Source organism: Cytobacillus sp. Hz8, assembly GCF_042263505.1.
GTDB lineage: Bacteria > Bacillota > Bacilli > Bacillales > Cytobacillaceae > Bacillus_BE.
Map to the genome: position 1 here is coordinate 1 of NZ_JBHKFI010000007.1, position 20,502 is coordinate 20,502.

Here is a 20,502-nt window from a genome sequence, read left to right on the forward strand (position 1 = left end):
TGCATACACATAAAAATTGAATGAATTGGATTAGTTGGAACGCCGTATGCTGGGAAACTCGCTTGTACGGTGTGAAGTGGGGGAAAAGCTGGCGATAACTTCAAATGCTTACCTATCACTATAATAAGCTATTGGAAATGGATATAAGAAATGGCTCAGTAAAATTTAACTGAGCCATTTTATTTTGAATAATTAAAACAGATATAAAATACTGTTCAAACTTTGTTGCATTTTTAAGGCCTTGCGATAGGAAACGGAACCCATTAATTTTAAACTGGCTCTTTTTTAATATTTAGGCATTGAGGGATTAGCGATCTTAGAAAAAAATGTGAAGTTATGAATCATTCGGCTATTAAAAATGGGCACATTGCCAGAGAAGTGGAGAAATGAGAGAAAGCGGTAAATAAGGAATGGTCACATTGCCCGAGAAACGGATAAAAAGGAAAAATGGGTAAATGAGGAGAGGGAAAATCAAAATGCGATAAATGAATCCCAAGGCGGCAGTTAATAGACTCAATTGGTGCCAAAAAATATTCTATTATTCCTAATTAGTTTGTTTGAAAGAATCTTCTATTAAACTATTTATGAACAATTGCCATAGTAGTCATCAAAACTGAGATTAAGCATAACGGCTCAACTGAAAACACTCCAAAAGTATCTATTGAAATAAAGTCGCAATTGTTAAACTATTAACAACATCACGGGTTGGCTTCAATTTAATCCTATAGGAGGGAAGAAAATGGAGCGAAAAGTACAAGTGATTCCGTTTGAAGTGGTAGAACAAGTAGAAAGAGTCAACGAAATTCCTAAAGGGATCGAAATGATCCAAGCCCCGAAAACTTGGAACCAAACAAAGGGAGAAGGAATAACAGTTGCCATTTTGGACACCGGCTGTGATTTAACCCATCAGGACTTAAAAGAACGAATTGCCGGCGGAAGAAACTTCACGAATGATGATAACGGAAACCCTGATGTCTATCGGGATTACAATGGACATGGCACCCATGTTGCCGGGACAATTGCCGCCATACAAAATAATAGCGGGGTTGTAGGTGCAGCTCCTGAAGCAAATCTACTTATTATCAAGGTACTGGACAAGAATGGTTCAGGACAATATGAATGGATTATGAATGGGATTTATTATGCCATCGAACAAAAAGCAGATATTATCTCCATGTCGCTTGGCGGACCGGAGAATGTCCCTGAACTGCATGAAGCGATACAAAAAGCGGTTGCCAATAACATTCTTGTGGTTTGTGCCGCAGGAAACGGGGGTGACGGCAATGCTTCAACAGATGAATTCGATTATCCGGGTTCATATAATGAAGTAATTAGCGTGGGGGCCGTTGATTTGGCGAGAAGCCCTTCAAGGTTCTCCAATTCCAATAATGAAGTAGACTTAGTGGCTCCCGGGGAGAAAATTCTATCAACCTATTTAAATGGAAAATATGCCGTTTTAAGCGGAACTTCAATGGCCACACCACATGTATCCGGAGCAATGGCGCTGGTAAAAAACCTTGCCAATAAAAGCTTTGAACGGAAGCTTACAGAGCCCGAACTTTATGCTCAATTAATTAAAAGAACGGTACCATTAGGGAATTCGCCAAAGCTTGAAGGCAATGGAATCGTCTATTTAACGGTAACCGACCAATTATCGGAAATCTTAAATAATCAAGTCGTTCCTGAAGAAGTGAAATTATGAGAATCAGTCTCGAACTGTTGATGACAGAACGGGAGGCAGCAAAGTCAGCCTATTTGGAATACAGCAATAACCACAGCTACTATGAGGAACAAAAAGATATAGAAATCCAGCAAAACTATTATAAAAATACTTCACATGAAAAAGACAGTATTCATCAATTAATAGAAACGACACACAGGAATGAGCTTAATTACGCTCCACATCGATATGTTTATCCATGGGTGGATCTTCATGAGAATGGCAAACTCAAAAGCATCTATTCAGGGAAGGAGATGGATCCTCTTACTGTTATTGTGGAGGATATTCATATTCTAGAAACCATATCAAGCGGCAGTATGACAAGTTTAGTTGATGAAATCACATTGAATTGTGAGCATGTCGTTCCGCAGTCATGGTTTCATAAGCATGAGCCAATGAAGGGGGATTTGCACCATTTATTTGCCTGTGATCCTGCATGTAACAGTCGCCGAGGAAACAATCCTTATGATGATTTTCCCGACTATGTCCCGAAAAGCCATGCTTTAGGATTGAAGGAAGGCTGCGGAATGGCCGATGAAGGGAAGTTTGAGCCTGAATATGGCAAGGGAATTGTTGCAAGAGCTACCTTCTATTTTTTAACCCGGTATCCAGGGATCATAAGTAATAATCTTGTTAATCTGCAGGTATTAATGGATTGGCATAAGCAGTTCCCCGTGTCTCTTTACGAAAAACACCGGAACTTGGCTATCTTTGAGCTGCAAGGGAACCGGAATCCGTTCATTGATTTTCCGGAAATGGCGGAACAATGGATTAGGAAATAAATAATGTCTTCAGGTGAATTTTTCTCTGCCAGCTGTATTTAAATAGTTCAAATAGGAAAAACAGCACTTTTATTAGTGCTGTTTTTCTTTTCAGGCATGATCTTTTGCCTCTTTCTTATGTTCTTTTGTGCTCTTATTACTCTTAGGATTGCCAAGTTTGGCAATCCTATTACCTCTGGTCCCTTTAACAATGGAACCATTTCGTTTAATGGTGCATGAACCAAAGGTTTTTTCTTGAACTGGTTCTTCCATAAATCCTTTTCTCCTAGTTTCCAATATTCTTTTTCCTTCTGATTTGCCGCAAAAATCGGCTATTCGTTCCTAATAAAATCATTTTCGATGTGTAGTAGGTAAATTTCTTCAAGTTTTCAGCAGTAAAGATATTATCTTTTAGGATAAATACGCCTAAACCTAATTTCAAATTCCCGTAATTTCGAACCGTAATAAACTGTTTAATGGGACTTTCCCACAATTCCATTCTGCTATTGACCGCAGGTTCTTTTACCCGAACGTAAGGCATGTCCAATTTTATTCCAAGGCTACACTGTGGGTTATAATTAATTTTGTCACAACTTATAATTATATTTGTCACATGATTATAAGTTGTTGTGACATCAATGACTACCTTGATACTGCAATAAACCTTGCTGTATCAAGGTTTTCTTGTTTTTATCTCCATTCAAATTTATTATAAACTGTGAGTTGTTTAGACAACTCATTTTTTATTGAAGAATTGAGCAGGGGTTTCCTTTTTCCTAAATGAATTTCTTCGTGATGAACCAGATCCTGACAATTTCGATTTTAAATTGTGCTGAATATAGCAGTTGAGGGATTTGGGTCAGCCCCCACATTGCAAAAGTGTGAAAGTAGTAGAGGGAGAATAATATTGAACGCTTCAAAATACGAACGAAACCTGGAAATTAAAGTTAAATGTTCGTGATTTAGTTGACGGAACCCTGAATTATTGTTATTATAACCGTGAATTAAATATAGAATAACGTCGTATAATATTGGGAATATGGCCCAAGAGTTTCTACCAAGCCGCCGTAAATGACTTGACTACGAGGTAAGTGTTAAATGGAAGAAGGGATTAATTCTTCCTTTTGTATTTACACATGCCCTAATCAACGCTCCGGTAGCTATCGGAGCCCTTTTTATATTTTAAGGTGTTTATAAGCTATCATGCTAGGTGGCACGTCAGGTAAATTTTGATGACTCTTAGTGTGGAACAAAGTGTGACGTTATTCGAGTGTTCCAACAAGAAAACAGTTGGGTGAATCCCAAAGCAATTTATAAAAATTCACCATGAAGGGATCGAGAAAATAATGAAGAGGAAAATTTACTTTAATCATGATGGCGGAGTTGATGATCTTGTTTCGCTATTTTTATTACTAAAAATGGACACTGTTGAACTCACAGGTGTTTCAGTCATTCCAGCAGATTGTTATTTAGAACCAGCAATGTTTGCGAGCCGAAAAATTATTGATCGCTTTGGTTATGGTGGTCTTGACGTAGCAGGGTCAAATTCTCGTGGGAAAAATCCTTTTCCAAAAGACTGGCGTATGCATGCGTTTTATGTTGATGCCCTACCGATTTTAAATGAATCTGGAAAAGTTGTAACACCAGTGGCGGACAAACCTGCACATCTTCATTTAATAGAAACGATTCGTGCAACTGAAGAAAAAACAATCTTATTATTTACAGGGCCACTTACCGATCTTGCCCGTGCATTAGATGAAGATCCTGAAATCGAAGAGAAAATTGAACGACTTGTTTGGATGGGTGGTACATTTCGTGAAGCAGGAAATGTGCACGAGCCTGAACATGATGGAACAGCGGAGTGGAATGTGTTTTGGGACCCTGAAGCAGCCGCCCGTGTATGGGACACCAGCATAGAAATTGATTTAGTGGCGCTTGAAAGTACAAACCAAGTACCGCTAACTTTAGATGTACGTGAGCGTTGGGCTAAAGAACGCAAATACCTGGGTGTTGATTTTCTTGGACAATGTTATGCGATGGTACCACCACTTGTTCACTTTTCAACGAACTCTACATACTATTTGTGGGATGTGTTAACAACCGCATTTGTTGGCAATAGTGATCTTGTGAAAATACAAACCATTAACAGCATTGTACACACAGACGGTCCAAGCCAAGGCCGTACAGAAGAAACAGCTGATGGGCGTCCTGTCAATGTGGTGTATGATGTAAATCGCGATGCTTTCTTCGATTACATTACAGAATTAGCGGAAAAAGCCTAATTATTTACTAAAGTTCAGCAGGAGGAAAAAATGACAATAAAATCACGGCTTAAAATTATGACTTTTCTCCAGTTTTCCATTTGAGGATTTGGATTATTACACTTGGCTCGTATATGATAAATACCTTACATTTTTCCGGCGCACAAGTTGGAGCCGTTTATGGCTCATCTGGGCTTGCTTCTCTTATTATGCCAAGTCTTGTAGGGATTATTGCGGACCGCTTTATAAAAGTAAATAGATTATATGGAATTTGTCATTTTCTAGTGGCGATTTGCGCATTTGCTGACCCATTCCTGCATGATTTTGCCTTAAATCTTAATTATAAAGATAGACTTGCTGTTAAATATCCAGCTATTTTATTATCCATTGGGCAATCTTCAAAAGTATTCTTTATTCTTTCATACCGTTTTTCTTACGTAAATTTGGGATTAAAACGGTCATGCTATTGAGTATGGCGGCATGGACTTTGCGGTTTGGTTTATTCGCTTATGGAGATCCATCCAGCGGAGGATTCATCTTATTGCTATTATCCATGATTGTGTATGGTGTAGCATTTGACTTCTTTAATATCTCCGGTTCGATTTTTGTAGAAAAGAAGTGGATCGTCGAATTCGTGGGAGTGCACAAGGCTTATTCATGACAATGGTGAACGGAATCGGTGCCTATTTAGGTGCTGTGATTAGTGGAAAAATAGTGGATTATTTAACGGTTGACGGCGTAAAAAACTGGCAGCATATCTGGTTAGTTTTTGCAGCCTATACCATCGTTCTCGGAATAGTTTTTGCGGTAAGTTTTAAATACAAAAATGACCATAATGCAATGAACCATGTAAATAAAACTGCTTGATCTTTATGATTTGGGGTCAAGTTAGTATATAAGCTATAAAAAAAGCAGACATTTTTCTCCTTTTTGGGGAAATGCTGCTTTTTTGGGTTTTAGTAGCGGGGAAAGAAGGTCTGTGTAAACTCTGATCAAGCTTATGAAAAGAGGCGGTGAGTGGGCTCCATTATTCGTCAATTTTTGAAGGAAAGTTATTGGTTTAGTATTTATACTTTATTTAACAAACGGGGGCTTTTCTTAAATAGGCAACAATAGTGTATTCATTTTCCTAAGTCCATTAAAATGCCAAAAATCCCTGCTTTTTGATCGATATCAGGGATTTTTTCTATGTTTAATCATTATGATTTATTTTGAAAACACTACACTACATTTAAAAAATACGAGTCAATCTATTCAACGATCGGGCCATATTGTTGCATAACATATTTGAAGAAAGATATAGACCCCCCTCTATATTAAAAAATGGGCCATTTAATGGATTAAGACTCTCCAGTAAAAATGAATATTTGTATTAACATCAGCATGGAGTTTGTGAATGATTTCGCTTAAACTAAAGGTCATTTGAGTTCAATTAGTATTAACAGACTCCTTAAACAATTACTTTGTTTAATATATATTTCCTGCTAACATTATAGTTCCCACCACAATTCAGGATTAATAATTTTCTTTTCTCACTTCAAAGAAACTTTGAGGATGTCCGCAAACAGGACAAACTTTAGGTGCTTTCTTGCCCATTACAAGATGTCCACAGTTTCGGCATTCCCACATTGTTTCTTCGCCCTTTTCAAATACTGCTTTCATCTCTACATTGTTAAGAAGTGAACGGTATCTTTCCTCGTGAGCTTTCTCAATTTTTCCAACCATTCTGAACTGAGCTGCAAGAACGGTAAATCCTTCTTCTTCAGCATCTTTTGCAAAGGTTTCATACATATCTGTCCATTCGTAGTTTTCACCTTCAGCTGCATGAAGTAAATTTGCTGCGGTATCACCAAGTTCCCCAAGAGCTTTAAACCAAAGCTTACCATGTTCCTTTTCATTTTCAGCTGTTTTGGTAAAGAGTTCAGCTATTTGCTCATAGCCTTCCTTTTTTGCAACTGATGCGAAATAAGTATACTTGCTTCTTGCTTGAGACTCACCAGCAAATGCTGCCTTCAAGTTAGCTTCTGTTTTAGATCCTTTTAAGTTCATAATATTTTCTCCTTCCCAGAATTTTGTACTTTTGCAAAATTATATCCACAAGTTTATATATTGGGTAAAGAAAATTTGGTGGAAATATTTCACCTTCATAAATAGAACCACAGCTTTTCTTAGATAGAATAACAGATAATTAGGAGACTGAACCATCGATTTACGTATTGTCATTAAAGATTCAAAAAATATAATAAAAGGGGGACTTTCTTTGAAAAGAAAGGAAATTTGCAAACTGTCATAGATGAAAAAATATACTAGAAGAACATCAGCACGTTTAATTATGTATTTATTACGTCTTTGAAAAGGTGGCGTTCAATTTGACTTTACAACAATTAAAGTATGTATTAGAAGTCGCAAGTAAGGGATCTATAAATGAGGCAGCAAAAAGTTTATTCATCTCCCAACCAAGTTTGTCGAATGCTATTAAGGAATTGGAGAAGGAAATAAAAATTACCATATTCATCAGAACGAATAGAGGAATTACTATTTCTAATGAAGGAGTGGAGTTTTTAGGTTATGCCAGACAAGTTTTACAGCAGTATAACATGCTTGAAGAAAAATATATGAGAGGAGAACCAGCTAAGCAACATTTTTGTATTTCAACCCAGCATTATACTTTTGCAGCTAATGCTTTTGTGGAACTTGTAAAGGAATTTGGGGCTTCTGAATATGAGTTTACACTTCGTGAATCGAAAACTTATGAAATAATTGAAGATGTAAAGAATTTACGAAGTGAATTGGGTATTATCTATTTAAGTAATTATAATGAATCAGTTTTATTAAAGCTGTTAAAAGAAAGAAACATTAGTTTTTCGGAATTATTTACTGCAAAACCTCATGTATTTATTAGTAAAAATCATCCATTGTCCAACAAAGAATTGATAGATTTGGATGAATTAGATAATTTCCCATGTCTTTCTTTTGAACAAGGAGAATACAATTCTTTTTATTTTTCAGAAGAAATTTTAAGTACAAGAAGTGTAAAGAAAAGTATCAAAGTAAGTGACAGAGCAGCGATTGTTAATTTCATGATCGGTCTGAACGGTTATACTATTTCGTCTGGAGTTTTTCCTAAATATCTTCATGGAGATGAAATTATTGCAGTTCGTCTTAATGTTGATGAAGTCATAAGGGTTGGCACAATAAAGCATAAAGATGTCACATTAACAAAACTTGGTGAAATATATTTAGAATCCTTAAAAAAGATTGCAAAGGAATTATAAAAGAAAATCGACTTAATTGTGGGCTTGATATAGTTTTTGTCTATGTCAGGCTATAATATTTTGGAATTATGCTATATCAAAACCACTCGTTATAATATAAATGCTTATGATTATTAATCGAAAAAAATAAACTATTTTACAGATAGAAAGCAGAGTGTGATTTTGATATGGGAGTTCAAGCGGTGTATTCATTTGTTATATACGTTCTAATAAATGCCTTTACACCAGGGCCTGGTAATATCCTAGCATTAAATACGATGAACAACTATGGATGGAAAAGAGGAAAGCATTTATTCTTTGGAATCTTTATAGGTTATTATTTTGTACAAGTAGTATGCGCAATATTTGTTTTTGGATTAGAGAACTTAATAAATCCGATCATGTCTATCCTGAAATATGTGGGAGCAATTTATATTTTATGGCTTGCATATCATATTACAATTAGTAAGCCTGACAATAAAAATGAGGAGAAACAGCCTTCTTTTTTAATTGGTTTTATTTTGCAAGTTGTGAATGTAAAAATACTTTTATTTGGTATAACTGCTCTGACAGGATATGTTATTCCATATTATACATCTTTAGGTATGCTTTTAGCTTTTGAAATATTCATTGCTACAGTAGGTACTGTTGCTACCTTGAATTGGATATATTTTGGTGGATTATTTAAAAAGACATATCTCAAACATTTCCGAGTAATAAATATAATATTGGCTTTATTACTATTGCAATGTGCTGTTGGACTTTTATTATCTTAAATAAGATTTAAGCAATGGTGATCTTCCACAATTGGAAGCTTTAACCTGAGCAAAGTTATCAAACTTTTTTATAAAAGGATGATTCAATTGGATTTAGAAAAAGCTTATTTTGATCAATCTTGATATGCTCCCAATAAGGTGGACAGATGAAATAATAAAAATCTGTTTACTTTATTGGGGGTTTTTTTATCAAGGTTTATCAAACTTTATTCCAAAGTTACACTTTATTGGTAAATGGGCGATTTTGAATGATAAAAATCCACGTTACAATGTAAAATTTGATATATAAATTCTGGACGTAACTCCTTTTGTATGGGGCGTCTATTTTGATAAACACTGTAAAGTGACAATAAAGTTCTTTAATTTTAAAGCCCCAAACACATATAATCCCGTTCTGATTTGAGAACGGGATTAAAATAAAGTTGTTTAATTTTTGATGTAAAAAACTTCGCCGTATCAAAGTATATAACAATAAAGTCGTTTAAATCTATGGGTTCCTCCACAATCGCGTCCTTATATAGAATAACTAAAATATGGCCGAATTAAGGGAAATTACCACAGTCTTCACTTTTTATTTATTGTTATCAACAAATTCTTTTATTTGAGCCTGTGCTTCTTCAACAGTAAGTTCTCCATTTGCTAATTGTTTATGAATACCTTCTAGTGCTTGTTGTGTTTTTTCGTCAAGATTACCGTGCAAATTATCTAAATTTTCAACTCCCACTACATCTTTTATTTTCTTTTGTGCTTCTTCGAAAGTAAGTTCTCCATTTGCTAATTGTTTATGAATACCTTCTAGTGCTTGTTGTGTTTTTTTGTCAAGATTTGCATTGGCTCCATGTAAACTTGCCATTTTTTTATGGATACTTTGAAATATACCACTTTCACTATTTGTTCCGTCACTTGCAAACGCTGAAATTGTCGTTGCACCTATACTTCCAAGTGACAATGCTCCTGCTGCTAAATAACCTATCATTTTCTTCTTCATCGTTCATTCCTCCTCTTTGTTTTCATAATCTTTTAGTGCAAAATCAGTATAGCAATGTTTTATTAACGGAAGGTGAACATGAAACTACTCTTTTTCATTTTTTTTTAATTTGTTCTGAGCTATAGGGAGCGTAAAAGTAAAGATAGTACCTCTTCCTACTTCACTTTCCACTTGAATGTCGCTTTGATGAAGATCTAAAATGTGCCTAACAATCGACAAGCCGAGTCCTGTACCCGTCTTTTTGGTTCGGGCTCTATCCGCTTTATAAAATCGATCCCAAATAAATTGAATGTCCTCTTGGCGGATTCCCGGCCCATAATCTCGAATAGAAACCACCACTTGTTCTTGTTTTTTCAAAATCACTTCTACAGAACTATCAGGTGAGGAAAATTGTACGGCATTTTGAATCAAATTAACGATCACTTGATCAATCCGATCCGGATCGGCAAGGACGTGGATGTCCTGTGTTTTTTCGGATATTACTTCTGCATTAACCTGTTTTTTCACAAATTCAGGTTCCATGCGAGCCACGACTTGGCGGACCAGTTCCGACAAATTAAAGATGGCAGGCCGAATTTCCAACTGCCCCGCTTCTATTCGGGCAATATCGAGAAGATCATTGACCAGTTTAATCATTCGCTCGGTTTGTTCTTTCATGATCGTATAATAATGGCGCTTTCGTTCGCCCGGAATCGTATCATCCAGAAAAGCTCTGACAAATCCATGAATCGAAGTAAGAGGAGAGCGCAAATCGTGGGAAACGTTGGCAACGAAATCCTTTCTCATCTGATCTAAGCCGGCCAACTCCTGCGCCATATAATTAAACGTCTCTCCCAATTTTCCCAGCTCATCACGCGTTTTGATTTTGACTCTTTGATCAAATTGTCCCCTAGCGATCTGGAGGGCAACCCGATTCATTTCCCGAAGCGGAGCAGTAATTCTTTTCGAAAGGTAGTAAGTAAATAAGCTTGTAATGGCAATAGAAATAATAGAAGCTAATAGAAACAAATACTTTATGTGGTTAAATTCCTTTTCCAATCCAGAGGAAACCATCACAATTGCTTTTTCTTCAATCGGTGCATTTGTTTTAATCGGGGAAGCCGCAATAAATATATGTTGGCCCTTAACCTTTTCCGATAGTTCGTGAGTGGGTTGTTTCTTTTGTAATGCCTTACGAACGATTTCTCTATTCACATGAAAAGAGGCATCACCAATTTGGTATAACAACGTACCGGATTCGTCGTATAAATAAAATGACTTGGCTTGATTGGCAATACTGAGTTCAAGAGAGGAAACAATAATCTCCCTACTCCAACCGTTGTTATAAGATTTTTGGATATATTGAACCGCTTCTTCTAATTGGCTGCGATCTGCATTTCGATGTTTATTGATTAGATCGTTTAGAAACAATAAATGGTAGGCGATGGCAAGTACGAACAACGATACGAATAATATCAGAATATACGTGATCAAAAGCTTCCAAAATATGCTTTTTATTCGTAACATTGGCTCTCCACCTCAAATTTATATCCTACTCCCCTTATCGTTTTCACATTCCAATAAGGATTGGAATCCCCTAATTTTTCACGAATCCTTTTAATATGTACATTTATGGTTCTTGGATCTCCCTCAAAATCAAAGCCCCATAATTGATCTAATAACTGTTGACGTGTGAACACTTGATTTGAATGTGAGGCGAGAAAATACAGCAACTCCATTTCCTTGGGCGGTAACACGATCTCCTGTCCAGCACAGGTCACCTTGTATTGTTGACGATCAATCTTCAGCAAAGGATGTTCAATGGTACCGTTTGCATCTAACATTGGATTGGCTCGCCGTAGCACCGCTTTTATCCGCGCCATCAGTTCGTTCGGATCAAAAGGTTTCACCAAGTAGTCATCCGCACCTAAGTCAAACCCTTTTAGTTTATCGTAACTTTCACCTCTCCCAGTCAACATGATAATAGGAGTTTTATCCCACTTCCGTATTTCCTTGCAAACTTCCCAACCGTCCATTTCAGGCATCATAATATCGAGAATGACAAGATCAGGTGGACTATCATAAAACATTTCTAATCCTTTCATTCCATCGTTTGCAATACTTACTATATACCCGCTTTTTTCTGTGTATAAAGTGATCAACTCACAAATATAAGAATCATCTTCAATGACTAGAACTTTAACTTGCTTGTTCATTCTTCAGCCTCCTGATTCATTTACATCTCATCTATATTAGCATCTTTTTATGAACAGAAAGTGAACAAAACAACGTACTGCCAGCCTTATCCACATTGTGTTTTTGTTTTTAGTATATATAGGTTATCAGAATTTTACCGATATGAAAGATAGATTGTAGCAAGTATATGAGGAAAAACTTGAAACGAACAATACAGGGGTACCTCCTTATGGCCCTTTAATGGGATAACATGACTTACGTTTTTAAACATCTTTATTGTAAATGTAATGACTTTATTTGTAATTAAACTACTTTATTGTTAGTGAACAAACACCAGGTTCAAGATTCAATTGAATCCTAAAAGTTAGCTTATGATAATATTAAAAATTCCTTAATTTGATCAATTTTTTTAAAGAAGATGATAGATTGAAAAAGAGAATCTCTTTCTATTTATAGAGCAAACTAAAATAGGATCGAGCGGTTTTGAACGGTTTTTCTTATTAAGCTTTAGGTTTAATTGCTAAAGTAAAAATAGGTAATGATCGCAGAATAAAGTAGAGGCAGAAAAATTAAAACAAAAGGTGTATGGATATGAATGAAATTGTTCACTTATTAAATCAATATGGGTACATTATTCTCTTTTTATCATTAATGCTGGAACTTATTATTATTCCTATTCCTAATGAAGCATTGATGAGCTATGTTGGTGTTTTATGCTATCAAGACAAATTGAATGTATTCCTTTCAATTGTCACTGCTGGTACCGGCGGTATTTTAGGGGCTACTATATCTTATTGGATTGGAAATAAACTCGGATACCCGTTTTTTCGTAAATTTGGGCATTTTATTCACCTAGGACCGGAAAAAATAGAAAAAATGTCAAAGTGGTATGAAAAATATGGGAAAGTATTATTGATTTTTTCCTTCTTTATTCCAGGAGTTAGGCATGTTGCCAGTATCATCTCCGGGTTAATAAAACTGCCATTTCGCAGCTTTGCTATTTTTGCGTATTTAGGTGTTTTTCTTTGGACAGGAACATTTATTTCTTTAGGTAATTTATTTGGGCCGCAGTGGGATCAATATAAAGGCGAAATAGAAAAATGGTTGGTATTATCCAGCGTTATTATAGGGTTTTTTACCATTATCTATATTGTGGTAAAAGCGAATAAAAATTTTATAAAAGAAGCCTTGCTTCTTTTTTACGAGCATGCTGTTATAAAATTTAAAAGTTTTTTAAAGATAAAATTGATCATCGTCTTTTTCCTGATTTTATTTATCCTCTTCTTTACATTAATGATTGGAATGATTCAGGATCTAGTTTCCAATGAATTTGTTCAATTTAACATCATTAGTAAAAAAGTTGTTTTTTCCTTGTTTAATGATCAGTGGCAGAAAATTATGGATTATATTCATATTCTTTCCTCTTGGAAAGCCCTGGGATTGGCTGCTATCATTACAATTTTGACTATATTATTGAATAAACGAAATCGCTCTCTTGAGCTCATCTTTTTTATTTCAACAATGATCGGCACTTTCTTATTTTCAAAAGGAATTAATTGGTTGTTTAATTTTGTATTAAACAATAATGTAAGTTCTGATTTTCCAGATGAACAATCTATGCTTTTAATGGCGGCTTATGGTTTTCTCTTGTTTATGTTAATTCGCCATAATCGAAATTATCTTTTATCAGTGGGAACGTTTTTGACCTTTTTGATCATTTTATCAGCCTATTTCGTTAGTGGAATTTATCTTCAAGACAGTCCGAATAATTTAATTGCAGGGTATATTTTTAGTGCTGCAGGGGTTACGGGGATGTCATGTGCACTTGAAATGTTCCGCTTCCTTTCACTCATTAAAGAGAAAATAAAAAATGAAAATAAATCGTAATAAAATCGATAGAAAAGTGCCAAATAAAGCAGAAAAGAATCTATGCTTTTTTTGGCACCTTAATTTCAATATCACCGCATTTTTCTGCAAGAATACGATTCCAGCCAAATCTTTTTGTAAATGTATAATTCATATACTGTTTATAACAGGATTTCTGCTCAAGAAAAACATGAAGTATCCAGGCATGCAAACACCTCGGAAACCAAAACAAAATAATAAAGGGTCCGAAAAGATTTTGGTATTGTGAAATATATACAACCGGACCTTTTATTTTTTCTGGAATTTGAACTGAATATTTCGGGTAAACTTTTTGGACTAAAGCGCGCAAAAATACGAATAACGGGCCGTAAAATTTCTTTTCCATTTCATTGCTCTCTCCTGCCTATTGTTTCAATTTAGGTAATATTTTACTTAAATCCTTTTAACTTTACAGGTTAAAAATAGTTTAGTAAACTAAATAAAATAATTTTATTTGAGGGGGAGTACTATGATTGAAGAAAGCAAGATCGATCAGTTTCTCACGCATTGGCAGTATATTAACCGGCATCTTCGAGAAGGTCGGTTAATAAATGGAGATAAGAAGATTACACGTTTACAATGGATATTGTTACGGCACGTGGGCAGATCAGAGCATTGCACAATGGGGAGTCTTGCCAATCATTTTAATGTAAGTATGAGCACTGTTTCACAAATGATTGACCGGCTTGAGAAGTGGGGATATGTCCAGCGCGAAACTTTAGCTCGTGATGCCCGTGTGAAAATTGTTTCTCTTACAGAAAAAGGCGAAAAAATTATCAAAGAAGTAAGAACATCCTATCTCCAACAATTGACTAATGGATTGAGTAGGTTTTCGGAAGATGAGCAAGAGATGTTTATTGGATTTCTTCAACAATTGGCTGAAAATCTAGGGGATTTGTCAGGTCAAGATAATCGATTGGATTAGAAAAAAGCGTGATTCTATCAAGAAAGATAAACAACTTTTCGATTCAGTGTTTACTTGAATAGAAGGCTTAGACTATGGGAATTTTTCCAGCGATATAAAGTGAAACTTCCATCAGTGGGGGTTTTCATTTATCCCCCACTGATGGTTAGTTGAACTTATCGGACCTTTACGGACAGTTGATCTCCCACTTATCTTCTTCGTATTCTCAGAATTTTGAAGTGGGAGTCTTACTGTCCGTTAAGAGTGGGATAAAAATAATGAAAAAAAGAACAATCTACCAAAGTCAAAAGGTGGAATTATTGATGCATTTTTTAAGGAAGTATGCAAAAAAGTATTGGAAGCTTTTTTTTACAGCTGTTTTCTTTTTAATGGTTGAAGCATTTTGCGATTTAATGCAACCGACGATTATGTCCAAAATAATTGATGTTGGCGTGGCTTCAAAAAACCTGCAGTACGTGTTAAAGTTGGGTGGTTTCATGTTGCTGATTACAGCATGCGGGGCGGTTGCAGCCTCATTAAGGAGCACCTTGGCGAGCATTGTGTCACAAAACTTTGGTGCAGACTTGCGTTCAGATTTGTTTCGGAAAATTCAGATGCTCTCTTTCAAAAGTATTGATAAATTCGATAGAGCATCTCTCATTACAAGGCTCACCAATGATGTCACTCAGGTGCAGAATTTTCTCAATGGCTTAATGCGAATGTTTGTAAAAGCGCCGCTTTTGGGACTTGGCGCTTTGATTATGGCAGTCCGGCTTGACCCTCAGCTCTCTGTTGTTTTGGCTGTAGTCGTACCGATTGTCGTTATTTTGATACTTGCGAACATGAGATTGGGTTTTCCGCTGTTTATGAAAGTTCAAAAAGCTCTTGACCGCGTGAACGGCATCATGAGGGAATACTTAGCTGGTGTCCGTGTGGTAAAGGCCTTTAACAGGTTCCACTTTGAAGTAGAAAAATTCAGTGCGGAAAATGACCACCTGCAGCAGCGATCTACTTCCTCCATTCGGATAATGTCGATCTTTAGTCCTGCGATCTTGCTTACGGTCAACTTTGGAATTGTCGCCATTTTATGGCTTGGCGGTCTAGGTGTAAACAATGGTACCATACATGTCGGCAATATTATTGCCTTTATAAACTATATGACGCAAATTTCCACCTCTCTTATGATGATATCCATGGTGTTTAACATGTTTGTTCGGGCAAGAGCTTCAACCTCCCGCATCGGTGAAGTATTTGCCGCCAGCGAGAAAGTCACCTGGAACGACCAGAACTTTGAAGAAACGAATGAAAAGGGACGGATTGATTTTGAAAATGTCACGTTTTCCTACACTGAAAAAGAACAAGATGCGGTTTTGAAAAACGTTAATTTTAGTATTTACCCGGGTGAAACAGTGGGCATTATCGGATCAACAGGATCTGGAAAAAGTACGCTCGTGAATCTAATTCCCCGTTTTTACGATGTAACGGACGGAAGAATTAAAGTGGATGGTGTGAATGTACAGCAATTTAATCCGCATGATCTGCGTGAAAAAATCGCGATTGTTCCGCAGAAAAATATCCTCTTTACTGGAAGTGTGCTTGAAAATATCAGATGGGGAAATGATCAGGCAGAGATGAGCGAGATAGAATTGGCAGCTAAGTTGGCCGAGGCCCACGACTTCATTCAGTCCACCCCGAATAAATATCAGACAAGGATTGGCCAAAGCGGCGTCAACTTTTCCGGCGGGCAGAAGCAGCGCATATCTATTGCGAGGGCTTTGGTCAGGAATCCGGAAATCCTCATTCTCGATGATAGTACAAGTGCAGTTGATGTTGCGACAGAAATGCGGATAAAAGGAGCTTTGAAGAAATATGCTAAGGGGCTTACTTGTCTCCTTATCGCTCAGCGCATTACCTCTGTGATGGATACAGATAAAATCATTGTGATGGATCAGGGTGAACTTGTCGGCTTGGGCACGCATGTTGACCTTCTTAAAAACTGCCGGGTCTATCAAGAAATTTACCAATCGCAAATGGGTAAGGAAGTGTTGTAATATGGCAGACCAATCTGGACAAACGAGTGAAAATAGAGGAAATCAGACTCAAACGCCGCAATTTTTACGGATGGGTCGTCCGGGTGGCGGTGGAGCGGCAAGATTCAGAGGGCCTGTCGAAAAACCAAAGAATTTTAAAGGAACGTTAAAAAGGCTTTGGACCTATTTTGGCAGAGAAAGGAACTTATTGACCATTATACTTATGTTTATTTTGATTGATTCGGTTGTTACGCTGTCAGTTCCCTATTTAATCGGCAGGGCTGTTGATGCTATGTCTCTAGGCAGTAAGGTCAACTTTAACCTTCTCGAAATCATGATACTCATACTTGCGGGGAGTTATATAACAGATGCTGTCTTAACATTTTTGCAGGGGTGGATGATAGCCGGTGTCTCGCAGCGAATTGTAAAGAGTCTGCGTATTCATTTGTTTCAAAAACTGCAAAAACTCCCTGTTGCCTTTTTTGACTCCAGAACCCACGGTGAACTCATGAGCCGCCTATCAAATGATATTGACAACGTCAGCAATACCATTTCTCAATCAACTACGCAATTAATGTCAGGTGTTATAGCTATTCTCGGCTCTCTCATCATGATGATTATTTTAAGCCCGATTTTAACGATTGCCAGTTTGGTCACAGTTCCGTTGGTGTTTTTGTTGACCCGGTCAATTGCACGCAGAACGTCGGTGTTGTTTAAAAGTAATCAGATAGAACTCGGACGGTTAAATGGGCATGTAGAAGAAACCATTTCGGGAATTCAGGTTGTAAAGGCCTTTAACCATGAAGAAAAAGCGATTCAAGAGTTTGAAGAAGTGAATAATTCCTTGCTCCGGGTCGGTCTTAAGGCACAAATATGGTCCGGGTTTCTTATGCCGATCATGAACGTGATTAACAACTTTGGCTTTGCAATGGTCGCGGTTGTCGGAGGGGTTCTGGCCGTGAAAAGTATGATTACAGTTGGCGTTATCGCAAGTTTCCTAACGTATTCACGACAGTTTGTGCAACCGCTCAATAATTTGGCGAATATTTTTAACATTCTTCAATCAGGGGTTGCCGGAGCCGAGCGGGTTTTTGAAATTATTGATGAAAAAGAAGAGCCGTCAGATGCGGAGAATTCCGTGGCGCTGGAGAATCCAAGAGGTCATGTTGTCTTTGAAAATGTCAGTTTTGGGTACCAGGCGGATGTACCGATTTTAAGAAATGTCAGCTTTGAATCAAAGCAAGGTACGAGCACTGCTCTGGTCGGGCCTACCGGAGCCGGAAAAACCACAATTGTAAACTTGCTGACAAGATTTTACGATGTAACGGAAGGAAGAATCTTAATTGATGGTACGGATATTCGGAAATTTAAGAGAGACGACCTAAGAAGGAGCTTCGGTTTTGTCCTTCAGGATACGTATTTATTTTCAGGAACTATCAAGGAAAATATAAAATATGGAAATCCTGATGCAACGGATGAGGAGGTCGAAGAAGCAGCGCAAATGGCACATGCGGATGTCTTTATCAACCGGATGCCGAACAGGTATGATACCATGCTGTCGGAGAACGGCGGCAACATTAGCCAGGGGCAGCGCCAGCTCTTAGCCATCGCAAGGGTATTCCTGGCAAAACCAGCCTTACTCATATTGGATGAGGCCACGAGCAGCATTGACACGCGGACAGAACTTCATATACAAGATGCCTTGCTTTCGATTATGAAGGGTCGCACGAGCTTTATTATTGCTCATCGTCTAAATACCATTCGTGACGCTGATACGATTATGGTGGTCGATCACGGGAAAATTATTGAAAAAGGCAGCCATGATGACTTAATGAAACGTCAAGGCAGATACTATCAAATGTTTTATAACCAATTTAAAAATGTCGAAGGGGGGTTGGATTAAAGTTTGTGTGAAAAAAGAGTGATCGTAAAGAGAAACAAAAACAGCTCAGCATGTTTGCCACAGCTGTTTTACACAAAATAAATAATGGAAGATTATAACATTATAAATGCTAATATACAATAGTAATCTTAATAATGGGGAAAATGTAAAAAAGTTGAATGATGAGAGTTTATTTAATAAAATGCTTATTAAGATTTTGAAATTTATACAAACGCGATGAACAAGATTAGCCAGGTATGTGCCTTGAAGCTAAACGAAAATGAAGAACCGACGAAGCGTCGTTTCTACATACTACACATGTAGAATGTAGGAACACTAACTTAGAATAAATATTATTTTCACAAAAAATGGAGTAAACATTAAATCTACTATTAAGAGCTAAATTAAGGTGGGTCACCTTTTCTCATCATTTTGGTATTACAACTTATTTTTTGAACTGAATTTATTTAACTGAGTTAATTTATAAAAAAGATTGATCGTTTAAAACAAAGATTGATTAAAAATCCTGTGTTGATATGCAGGATTTTTTCTTGTTCAACAATCGGGCTATTTTCTTGAGTAACACATTTATAGAAAATCGTTATGGAGCGAAGAAATGATGAAGATTATCACTTGAATTATAAGACAGAATAGTTGAACAGAGGATAATAAAATAGCTTAGCTTGAGGAATGTTAAGAAGAACATTATGAAGGAGGTTTGCTTAAATGAATAAAAAGAAGGCATTCTCGTTATATACGATAATAATTTCCTGGTTTTCTGTTCTGTTCATGGATAAAAAATCATTAATAAGGTATTTACCTGTAGCAAGTTTTATTAATTTATTTATAAGTGTTTTTAGTGTCATCGCAAATAAAAGAAAATGGTGGATAAATAAAAATCCATTTTCCCCTGGTAATGTTGATTTCTCATATATATTAGGACCATATTTTGTTGCAACGCTATGGATATTTAAACTAACTTATGGTAATTTTCCAAAATACTTAATTACCAATGCCCTTGTGAATATCATTAATGCTTTTCCACTTGCTTCTATATGGGGAAATTTTGGTATATTTAAATTTAAAAAAATAAATCATATTTCTTGGTATTTTATTTGTGTATTTTTAGCAATTTTTATCTATGGCTATCAGTACATTGTGGAAAAGATAATTATAAATAAAAATAAGATAGAATCTGTGTAACATTAGATTTTTATTAGTTATTTAAATGTGCTTGAAGATGGGGTCGCTGTTACGACTCTTTTGTGCATTTAAAATAAAGGTCACGATGTTTTGAATAAAGTCGCGATATTTGCAAAAAAGTTAAGATGCTTTACCCCTTTGAATATAGTTATTTAAAGGGGTGTTTTTATAGTGAAAGGAAGTTCAAGGTGCATCTCTTTTGGAAATCTAATCCGTAGTCAAAAAGGAAGATTGAATAGGGGGTGAAATATGCAAAAAACATTATTTTTATGACATACCATTATTAATCATTAAACGAAAGTTTTGGTTATTAAATATTTAGCACAACCACTAATATGAGAGGAATTGCAAAAACACCTGAGCCCCCTTATTACATAGTGATTTTTGCATCACAGCGAACTGAGGGTGATAGGGGTTAGTCTCGGTTAATTTGATTGGTTAAAAATATTTTAACTATCACGGGTATCATTTATTAAGCATGAACGGATTATTGTTCTTCCACAGGGGAGCACATTCCTCTAACAAATAAATGCGTCTATTCAGAAATTAAACAACTATATTAACCCCGCCTAAAATTTAGAACGGGGTTATGCATGTTTGAGGTTTTAAAATTAAAAAACTTTATTGTCACTTTACAACTGCT

General features: G+C 36.3%; 18 protein-coding genes, 3 pseudogenes and 1 riboswitch. Of the genes and pseudogenes, 14 read left to right on the forward strand and 7 right to left on the reverse strand.

The genetic code is table 11. The features are described 5' to 3' along the window. Window positions 1-739: 739 nt before the first annotated feature. Both ACE38V_RS10315 and ACE38V_RS10320 read left to right on the forward strand, forming a co-directional pair. Window positions 740-1,702 carry a S8 family peptidase gene (locus ACE38V_RS10315; protein WP_375841178.1) on the forward strand — a complete coding sequence of 321 codons (963 nt, stop codon included), beginning with the start codon at window positions 740-742 and terminating at the stop codon, window positions 1,700-1,702. Next, window positions 1,699-2,502: an endonuclease I family protein gene (locus ACE38V_RS10320; RefSeq protein ID WP_375841179.1), complete on the forward strand. Its 804-nt coding sequence runs from the start codon at window positions 1,699-1,701 to the stop codon at window positions 2,500-2,502. The genes ACE38V_RS10315 and ACE38V_RS10320 overlap by 4 nt, the downstream gene beginning before the upstream one ends. A gap of 90 nt (window positions 2,503-2,592) precedes the next feature. Here the strand turns inward: ACE38V_RS10320 and ACE38V_RS10325 are convergent, their stop codons facing one another. Both ACE38V_RS10325 and ACE38V_RS10330 read right to left on the reverse strand, forming a co-directional pair. Further along, window positions 2,593-2,754, reverse strand: coding sequence for a hypothetical protein (locus ACE38V_RS10325; RefSeq protein ID WP_375841180.1), 162 nt, complete (start codon window positions 2,752-2,754; stop codon window positions 2,593-2,595). Between the two features lie 13 nt (window positions 2,755-2,767). Next, window positions 2,768-3,022, reverse strand: a complete 255-nt coding sequence (locus tag ACE38V_RS10330; protein ID WP_375841181.1) for a hypothetical protein — start codon at window positions 3,020-3,022, stop codon at window positions 2,768-2,770. Between the two features lie 460 nt (window positions 3,023-3,482). After that, a riboswitch (purine riboswitch) is annotated at window positions 3,483-3,584 on the forward strand. A gap of 243 nt (window positions 3,585-3,827) precedes the next feature. Here ACE38V_RS10330 and ACE38V_RS10335 point away from each other — a divergent pair. The 3 genes and pseudogenes from ACE38V_RS10335 (at window position 3,828) to ACE38V_RS10345 (ending at window position 5,609) form a co-directional block, all read left to right on the forward strand. Further along, complete coding sequence (locus tag ACE38V_RS10335) at window positions 3,828-4,763, forward strand: nucleoside hydrolase (protein ID WP_375841182.1); 936 nt, start codon at window positions 3,828-3,830, stop codon at window positions 4,761-4,763. Between the two features lie 113 nt (window positions 4,764-4,876). Continuing rightward, on the forward strand, window positions 4,877-5,212 hold the full coding sequence (locus tag ACE38V_RS10340) for a hypothetical protein (protein ID WP_375841183.1): 336 nt from the start codon (window positions 4,877-4,879) through the stop codon (window positions 5,210-5,212). 2 nt (window positions 5,213-5,214) lie between these two features. Further along, window positions 5,215-5,609: pseudogene (locus ACE38V_RS10345) on the forward strand (MFS transporter). 648 nt (window positions 5,610-6,257) lie between these two features. On the opposite strand, the gene rbr reads toward ACE38V_RS10345, so the two are convergent. Next, window positions 6,258-6,791 carry a rubrerythrin gene (gene rbr / locus ACE38V_RS10350; RefSeq protein WP_375841184.1) on the reverse strand — a complete coding sequence of 178 codons (534 nt, stop codon included), beginning with the start codon at window positions 6,789-6,791 and terminating at the stop codon, window positions 6,258-6,260. Window positions 6,792-7,111: 320 nt separating this feature from the next. On the opposite strand from rbr, the gene ACE38V_RS10355 reads away from it, so the two are divergent. Continuing rightward, on the forward strand, window positions 7,112-8,017 hold the full coding sequence (locus ACE38V_RS10355) for a LysR family transcriptional regulator (RefSeq protein ID WP_375841185.1): 906 nt from the start codon (window positions 7,112-7,114) through the stop codon (window positions 8,015-8,017). A gap of 167 nt (window positions 8,018-8,184) precedes the next feature. After that, window positions 8,185-8,772: a LysE family transporter gene (locus ACE38V_RS10360; protein WP_375841186.1), complete on the forward strand. Its 588-nt coding sequence runs from the start codon at window positions 8,185-8,187 to the stop codon at window positions 8,770-8,772. 571 nt (window positions 8,773-9,343) lie between these two features. Here the strand turns inward: ACE38V_RS10360 and ACE38V_RS10365 are convergent. The 3 genes from ACE38V_RS10365 to ACE38V_RS10375 form a co-directional block, all read right to left on the reverse strand. Beyond that, window positions 9,344-9,760 carry a hypothetical protein gene (locus ACE38V_RS10365; protein ID WP_375841187.1) on the reverse strand — a complete coding sequence of 139 codons (417 nt, stop codon included), beginning with the start codon at window positions 9,758-9,760 and terminating at the stop codon, window positions 9,344-9,346. Between the two features lie 84 nt (window positions 9,761-9,844). Beyond that, window positions 9,845-11,266 carry a sensor histidine kinase gene (locus tag ACE38V_RS10370; RefSeq protein WP_375841188.1) on the reverse strand — a complete coding sequence of 474 codons (1,422 nt, stop codon included), beginning with the start codon at window positions 11,264-11,266 and terminating at the stop codon, window positions 9,845-9,847. Further along, window positions 11,254-11,955 carry a response regulator transcription factor gene (locus ACE38V_RS10375; RefSeq protein ID WP_375841189.1) on the reverse strand — a complete coding sequence of 234 codons (702 nt, stop codon included), beginning with the start codon at window positions 11,953-11,955 and terminating at the stop codon, window positions 11,254-11,256. Before ACE38V_RS10375 ends, ACE38V_RS10370 begins: the two co-directional genes overlap by 13 nt. A 571-nt stretch (window positions 11,956-12,526) precedes the next feature. On the opposite strand from ACE38V_RS10375, the gene ACE38V_RS10380 reads away from it, so the two are divergent. Then, the gene (locus ACE38V_RS10380; RefSeq protein WP_375841190.1) at window positions 12,527-13,822 is read left to right on the forward strand and encodes a DedA family protein; all 1,296 of its coding nucleotides are present in this window, start codon (window positions 12,527-12,529) and stop codon (window positions 13,820-13,822) included. A 40-nt stretch (window positions 13,823-13,862) separates the two neighbouring features. Here the strand turns inward: ACE38V_RS10380 and ACE38V_RS10385 are convergent, their stop codons facing one another. Further along, the gene (locus ACE38V_RS10385; protein ID WP_375841191.1) at window positions 13,863-14,186 is read right to left on the reverse strand and encodes a hypothetical protein; all 324 of its coding nucleotides are present in this window, start codon (window positions 14,184-14,186) and stop codon (window positions 13,863-13,865) included. 123 nt (window positions 14,187-14,309) lie between these two features. Between ACE38V_RS10385 and ACE38V_RS10390 the strand changes: the two genes are divergently transcribed. From ACE38V_RS10390 to ACE38V_RS10415, 6 genes and pseudogenes are all read left to right on the forward strand, one after another. After that, entirely contained in the window at window positions 14,310-14,765 is a 456-nt protein-coding gene (locus tag ACE38V_RS10390) for a MarR family winged helix-turn-helix transcriptional regulator (RefSeq protein ID WP_375841192.1), read from the forward strand. Window positions 14,766-15,067: 302 nt separating this feature from the next. Next, a pseudogene (locus ACE38V_RS10395) lies at window positions 15,068-15,913 on the forward strand (ABC transporter permease); the annotation flags it as partial. A 147-nt stretch (window positions 15,914-16,060) separates the two neighbouring features. Then, the gene (locus tag ACE38V_RS10400; protein WP_375841346.1) at window positions 16,061-16,795 is read left to right on the forward strand and encodes an ABC transporter ATP-binding protein; all 735 of its coding nucleotides are present in this window, start codon (window positions 16,061-16,063) and stop codon (window positions 16,793-16,795) included. A gap of 1 nt (window position 16,796) precedes the next feature. Further along, window positions 16,797-18,677 carry an ABC transporter ATP-binding protein gene (locus ACE38V_RS10405; RefSeq protein WP_375841193.1) on the forward strand — a complete coding sequence of 627 codons (1,881 nt, stop codon included), beginning with the start codon at window positions 16,797-16,799 and terminating at the stop codon, window positions 18,675-18,677. Between the two features lie 705 nt (window positions 18,678-19,382). Further along, window positions 19,383-19,859, forward strand: a complete 477-nt coding sequence (locus tag ACE38V_RS10410; protein WP_375841194.1) for a hypothetical protein — start codon at window positions 19,383-19,385, stop codon at window positions 19,857-19,859. Window positions 19,860-20,194: 335 nt separating this feature from the next. Further along, window positions 20,195-20,275 (forward strand): annotated as a pseudogene (locus ACE38V_RS10415) (antibiotic biosynthesis monooxygenase); the annotation flags it as partial. Between the last annotated feature and the right edge of the window lie 227 nt (window positions 20,276-20,502).

Coding starts and splice junctions, on each gene's coding strand:
- ACE38V_RS10315 (WP_375841178.1), top strand. CDS start 740: ATGGAGCGAAAAGTACAAGTGATTCCGTTTGAAGTGGTAGAACAAGTA.
- ACE38V_RS10320 (WP_375841179.1), top strand. CDS start 1,699: ATGAGAATCAGTCTCGAACTGTTGATGACAGAACGGGAGGCAGCAAAG.
- ACE38V_RS10325 (WP_375841180.1), bottom strand. CDS start 2,754: ATGGAAGAACCAGTTCAAGAAAAAACCTTTGGTTCATGCACCATTAAA.
- ACE38V_RS10330 (WP_375841181.1), bottom strand. CDS start 3,022: ATGCCTTACGTTCGGGTAAAAGAACCTGCGGTCAATAGCAGAATGGAA.
- ACE38V_RS10335 (WP_375841182.1), top strand. CDS start 3,828: ATGAAGAGGAAAATTTACTTTAATCATGATGGCGGAGTTGATGATCTT.
- ACE38V_RS10340 (WP_375841183.1), top strand. CDS start 4,877: ATGATAAATACCTTACATTTTTCCGGCGCACAAGTTGGAGCCGTTTAT.
- rbr (WP_375841184.1), bottom strand. CDS start 6,791: ATGAACTTAAAAGGATCTAAAACAGAAGCTAACTTGAAGGCAGCATTT.
- ACE38V_RS10360 (WP_375841186.1), top strand. CDS start 8,185: ATGGGAGTTCAAGCGGTGTATTCATTTGTTATATACGTTCTAATAAAT.
- ACE38V_RS10365 (WP_375841187.1), bottom strand. CDS start 9,760: ATGAAGAAGAAAATGATAGGTTATTTAGCAGCAGGAGCATTGTCACTT.
- ACE38V_RS10370 (WP_375841188.1), bottom strand. CDS start 11,266: ATGTTACGAATAAAAAGCATATTTTGGAAGCTTTTGATCACGTATATT.
- ACE38V_RS10375 (WP_375841189.1), bottom strand. CDS start 11,955: ATGAACAAGCAAGTTAAAGTTCTAGTCATTGAAGATGATTCTTATATT.
- ACE38V_RS10380 (WP_375841190.1), top strand. CDS start 12,527: ATGAATGAAATTGTTCACTTATTAAATCAATATGGGTACATTATTCTC.
- ACE38V_RS10385 (WP_375841191.1), bottom strand. CDS start 14,186: ATGGAAAAGAAATTTTACGGCCCGTTATTCGTATTTTTGCGCGCTTTA.
- ACE38V_RS10390 (WP_375841192.1), top strand. CDS start 14,310: ATGATTGAAGAAAGCAAGATCGATCAGTTTCTCACGCATTGGCAGTAT.
- ACE38V_RS10405 (WP_375841193.1), top strand. CDS start 16,797: ATGGCAGACCAATCTGGACAAACGAGTGAAAATAGAGGAAATCAGACT.
- ACE38V_RS10410 (WP_375841194.1), top strand. CDS start 19,383: ATGAATAAAAAGAAGGCATTCTCGTTATATACGATAATAATTTCCTGG.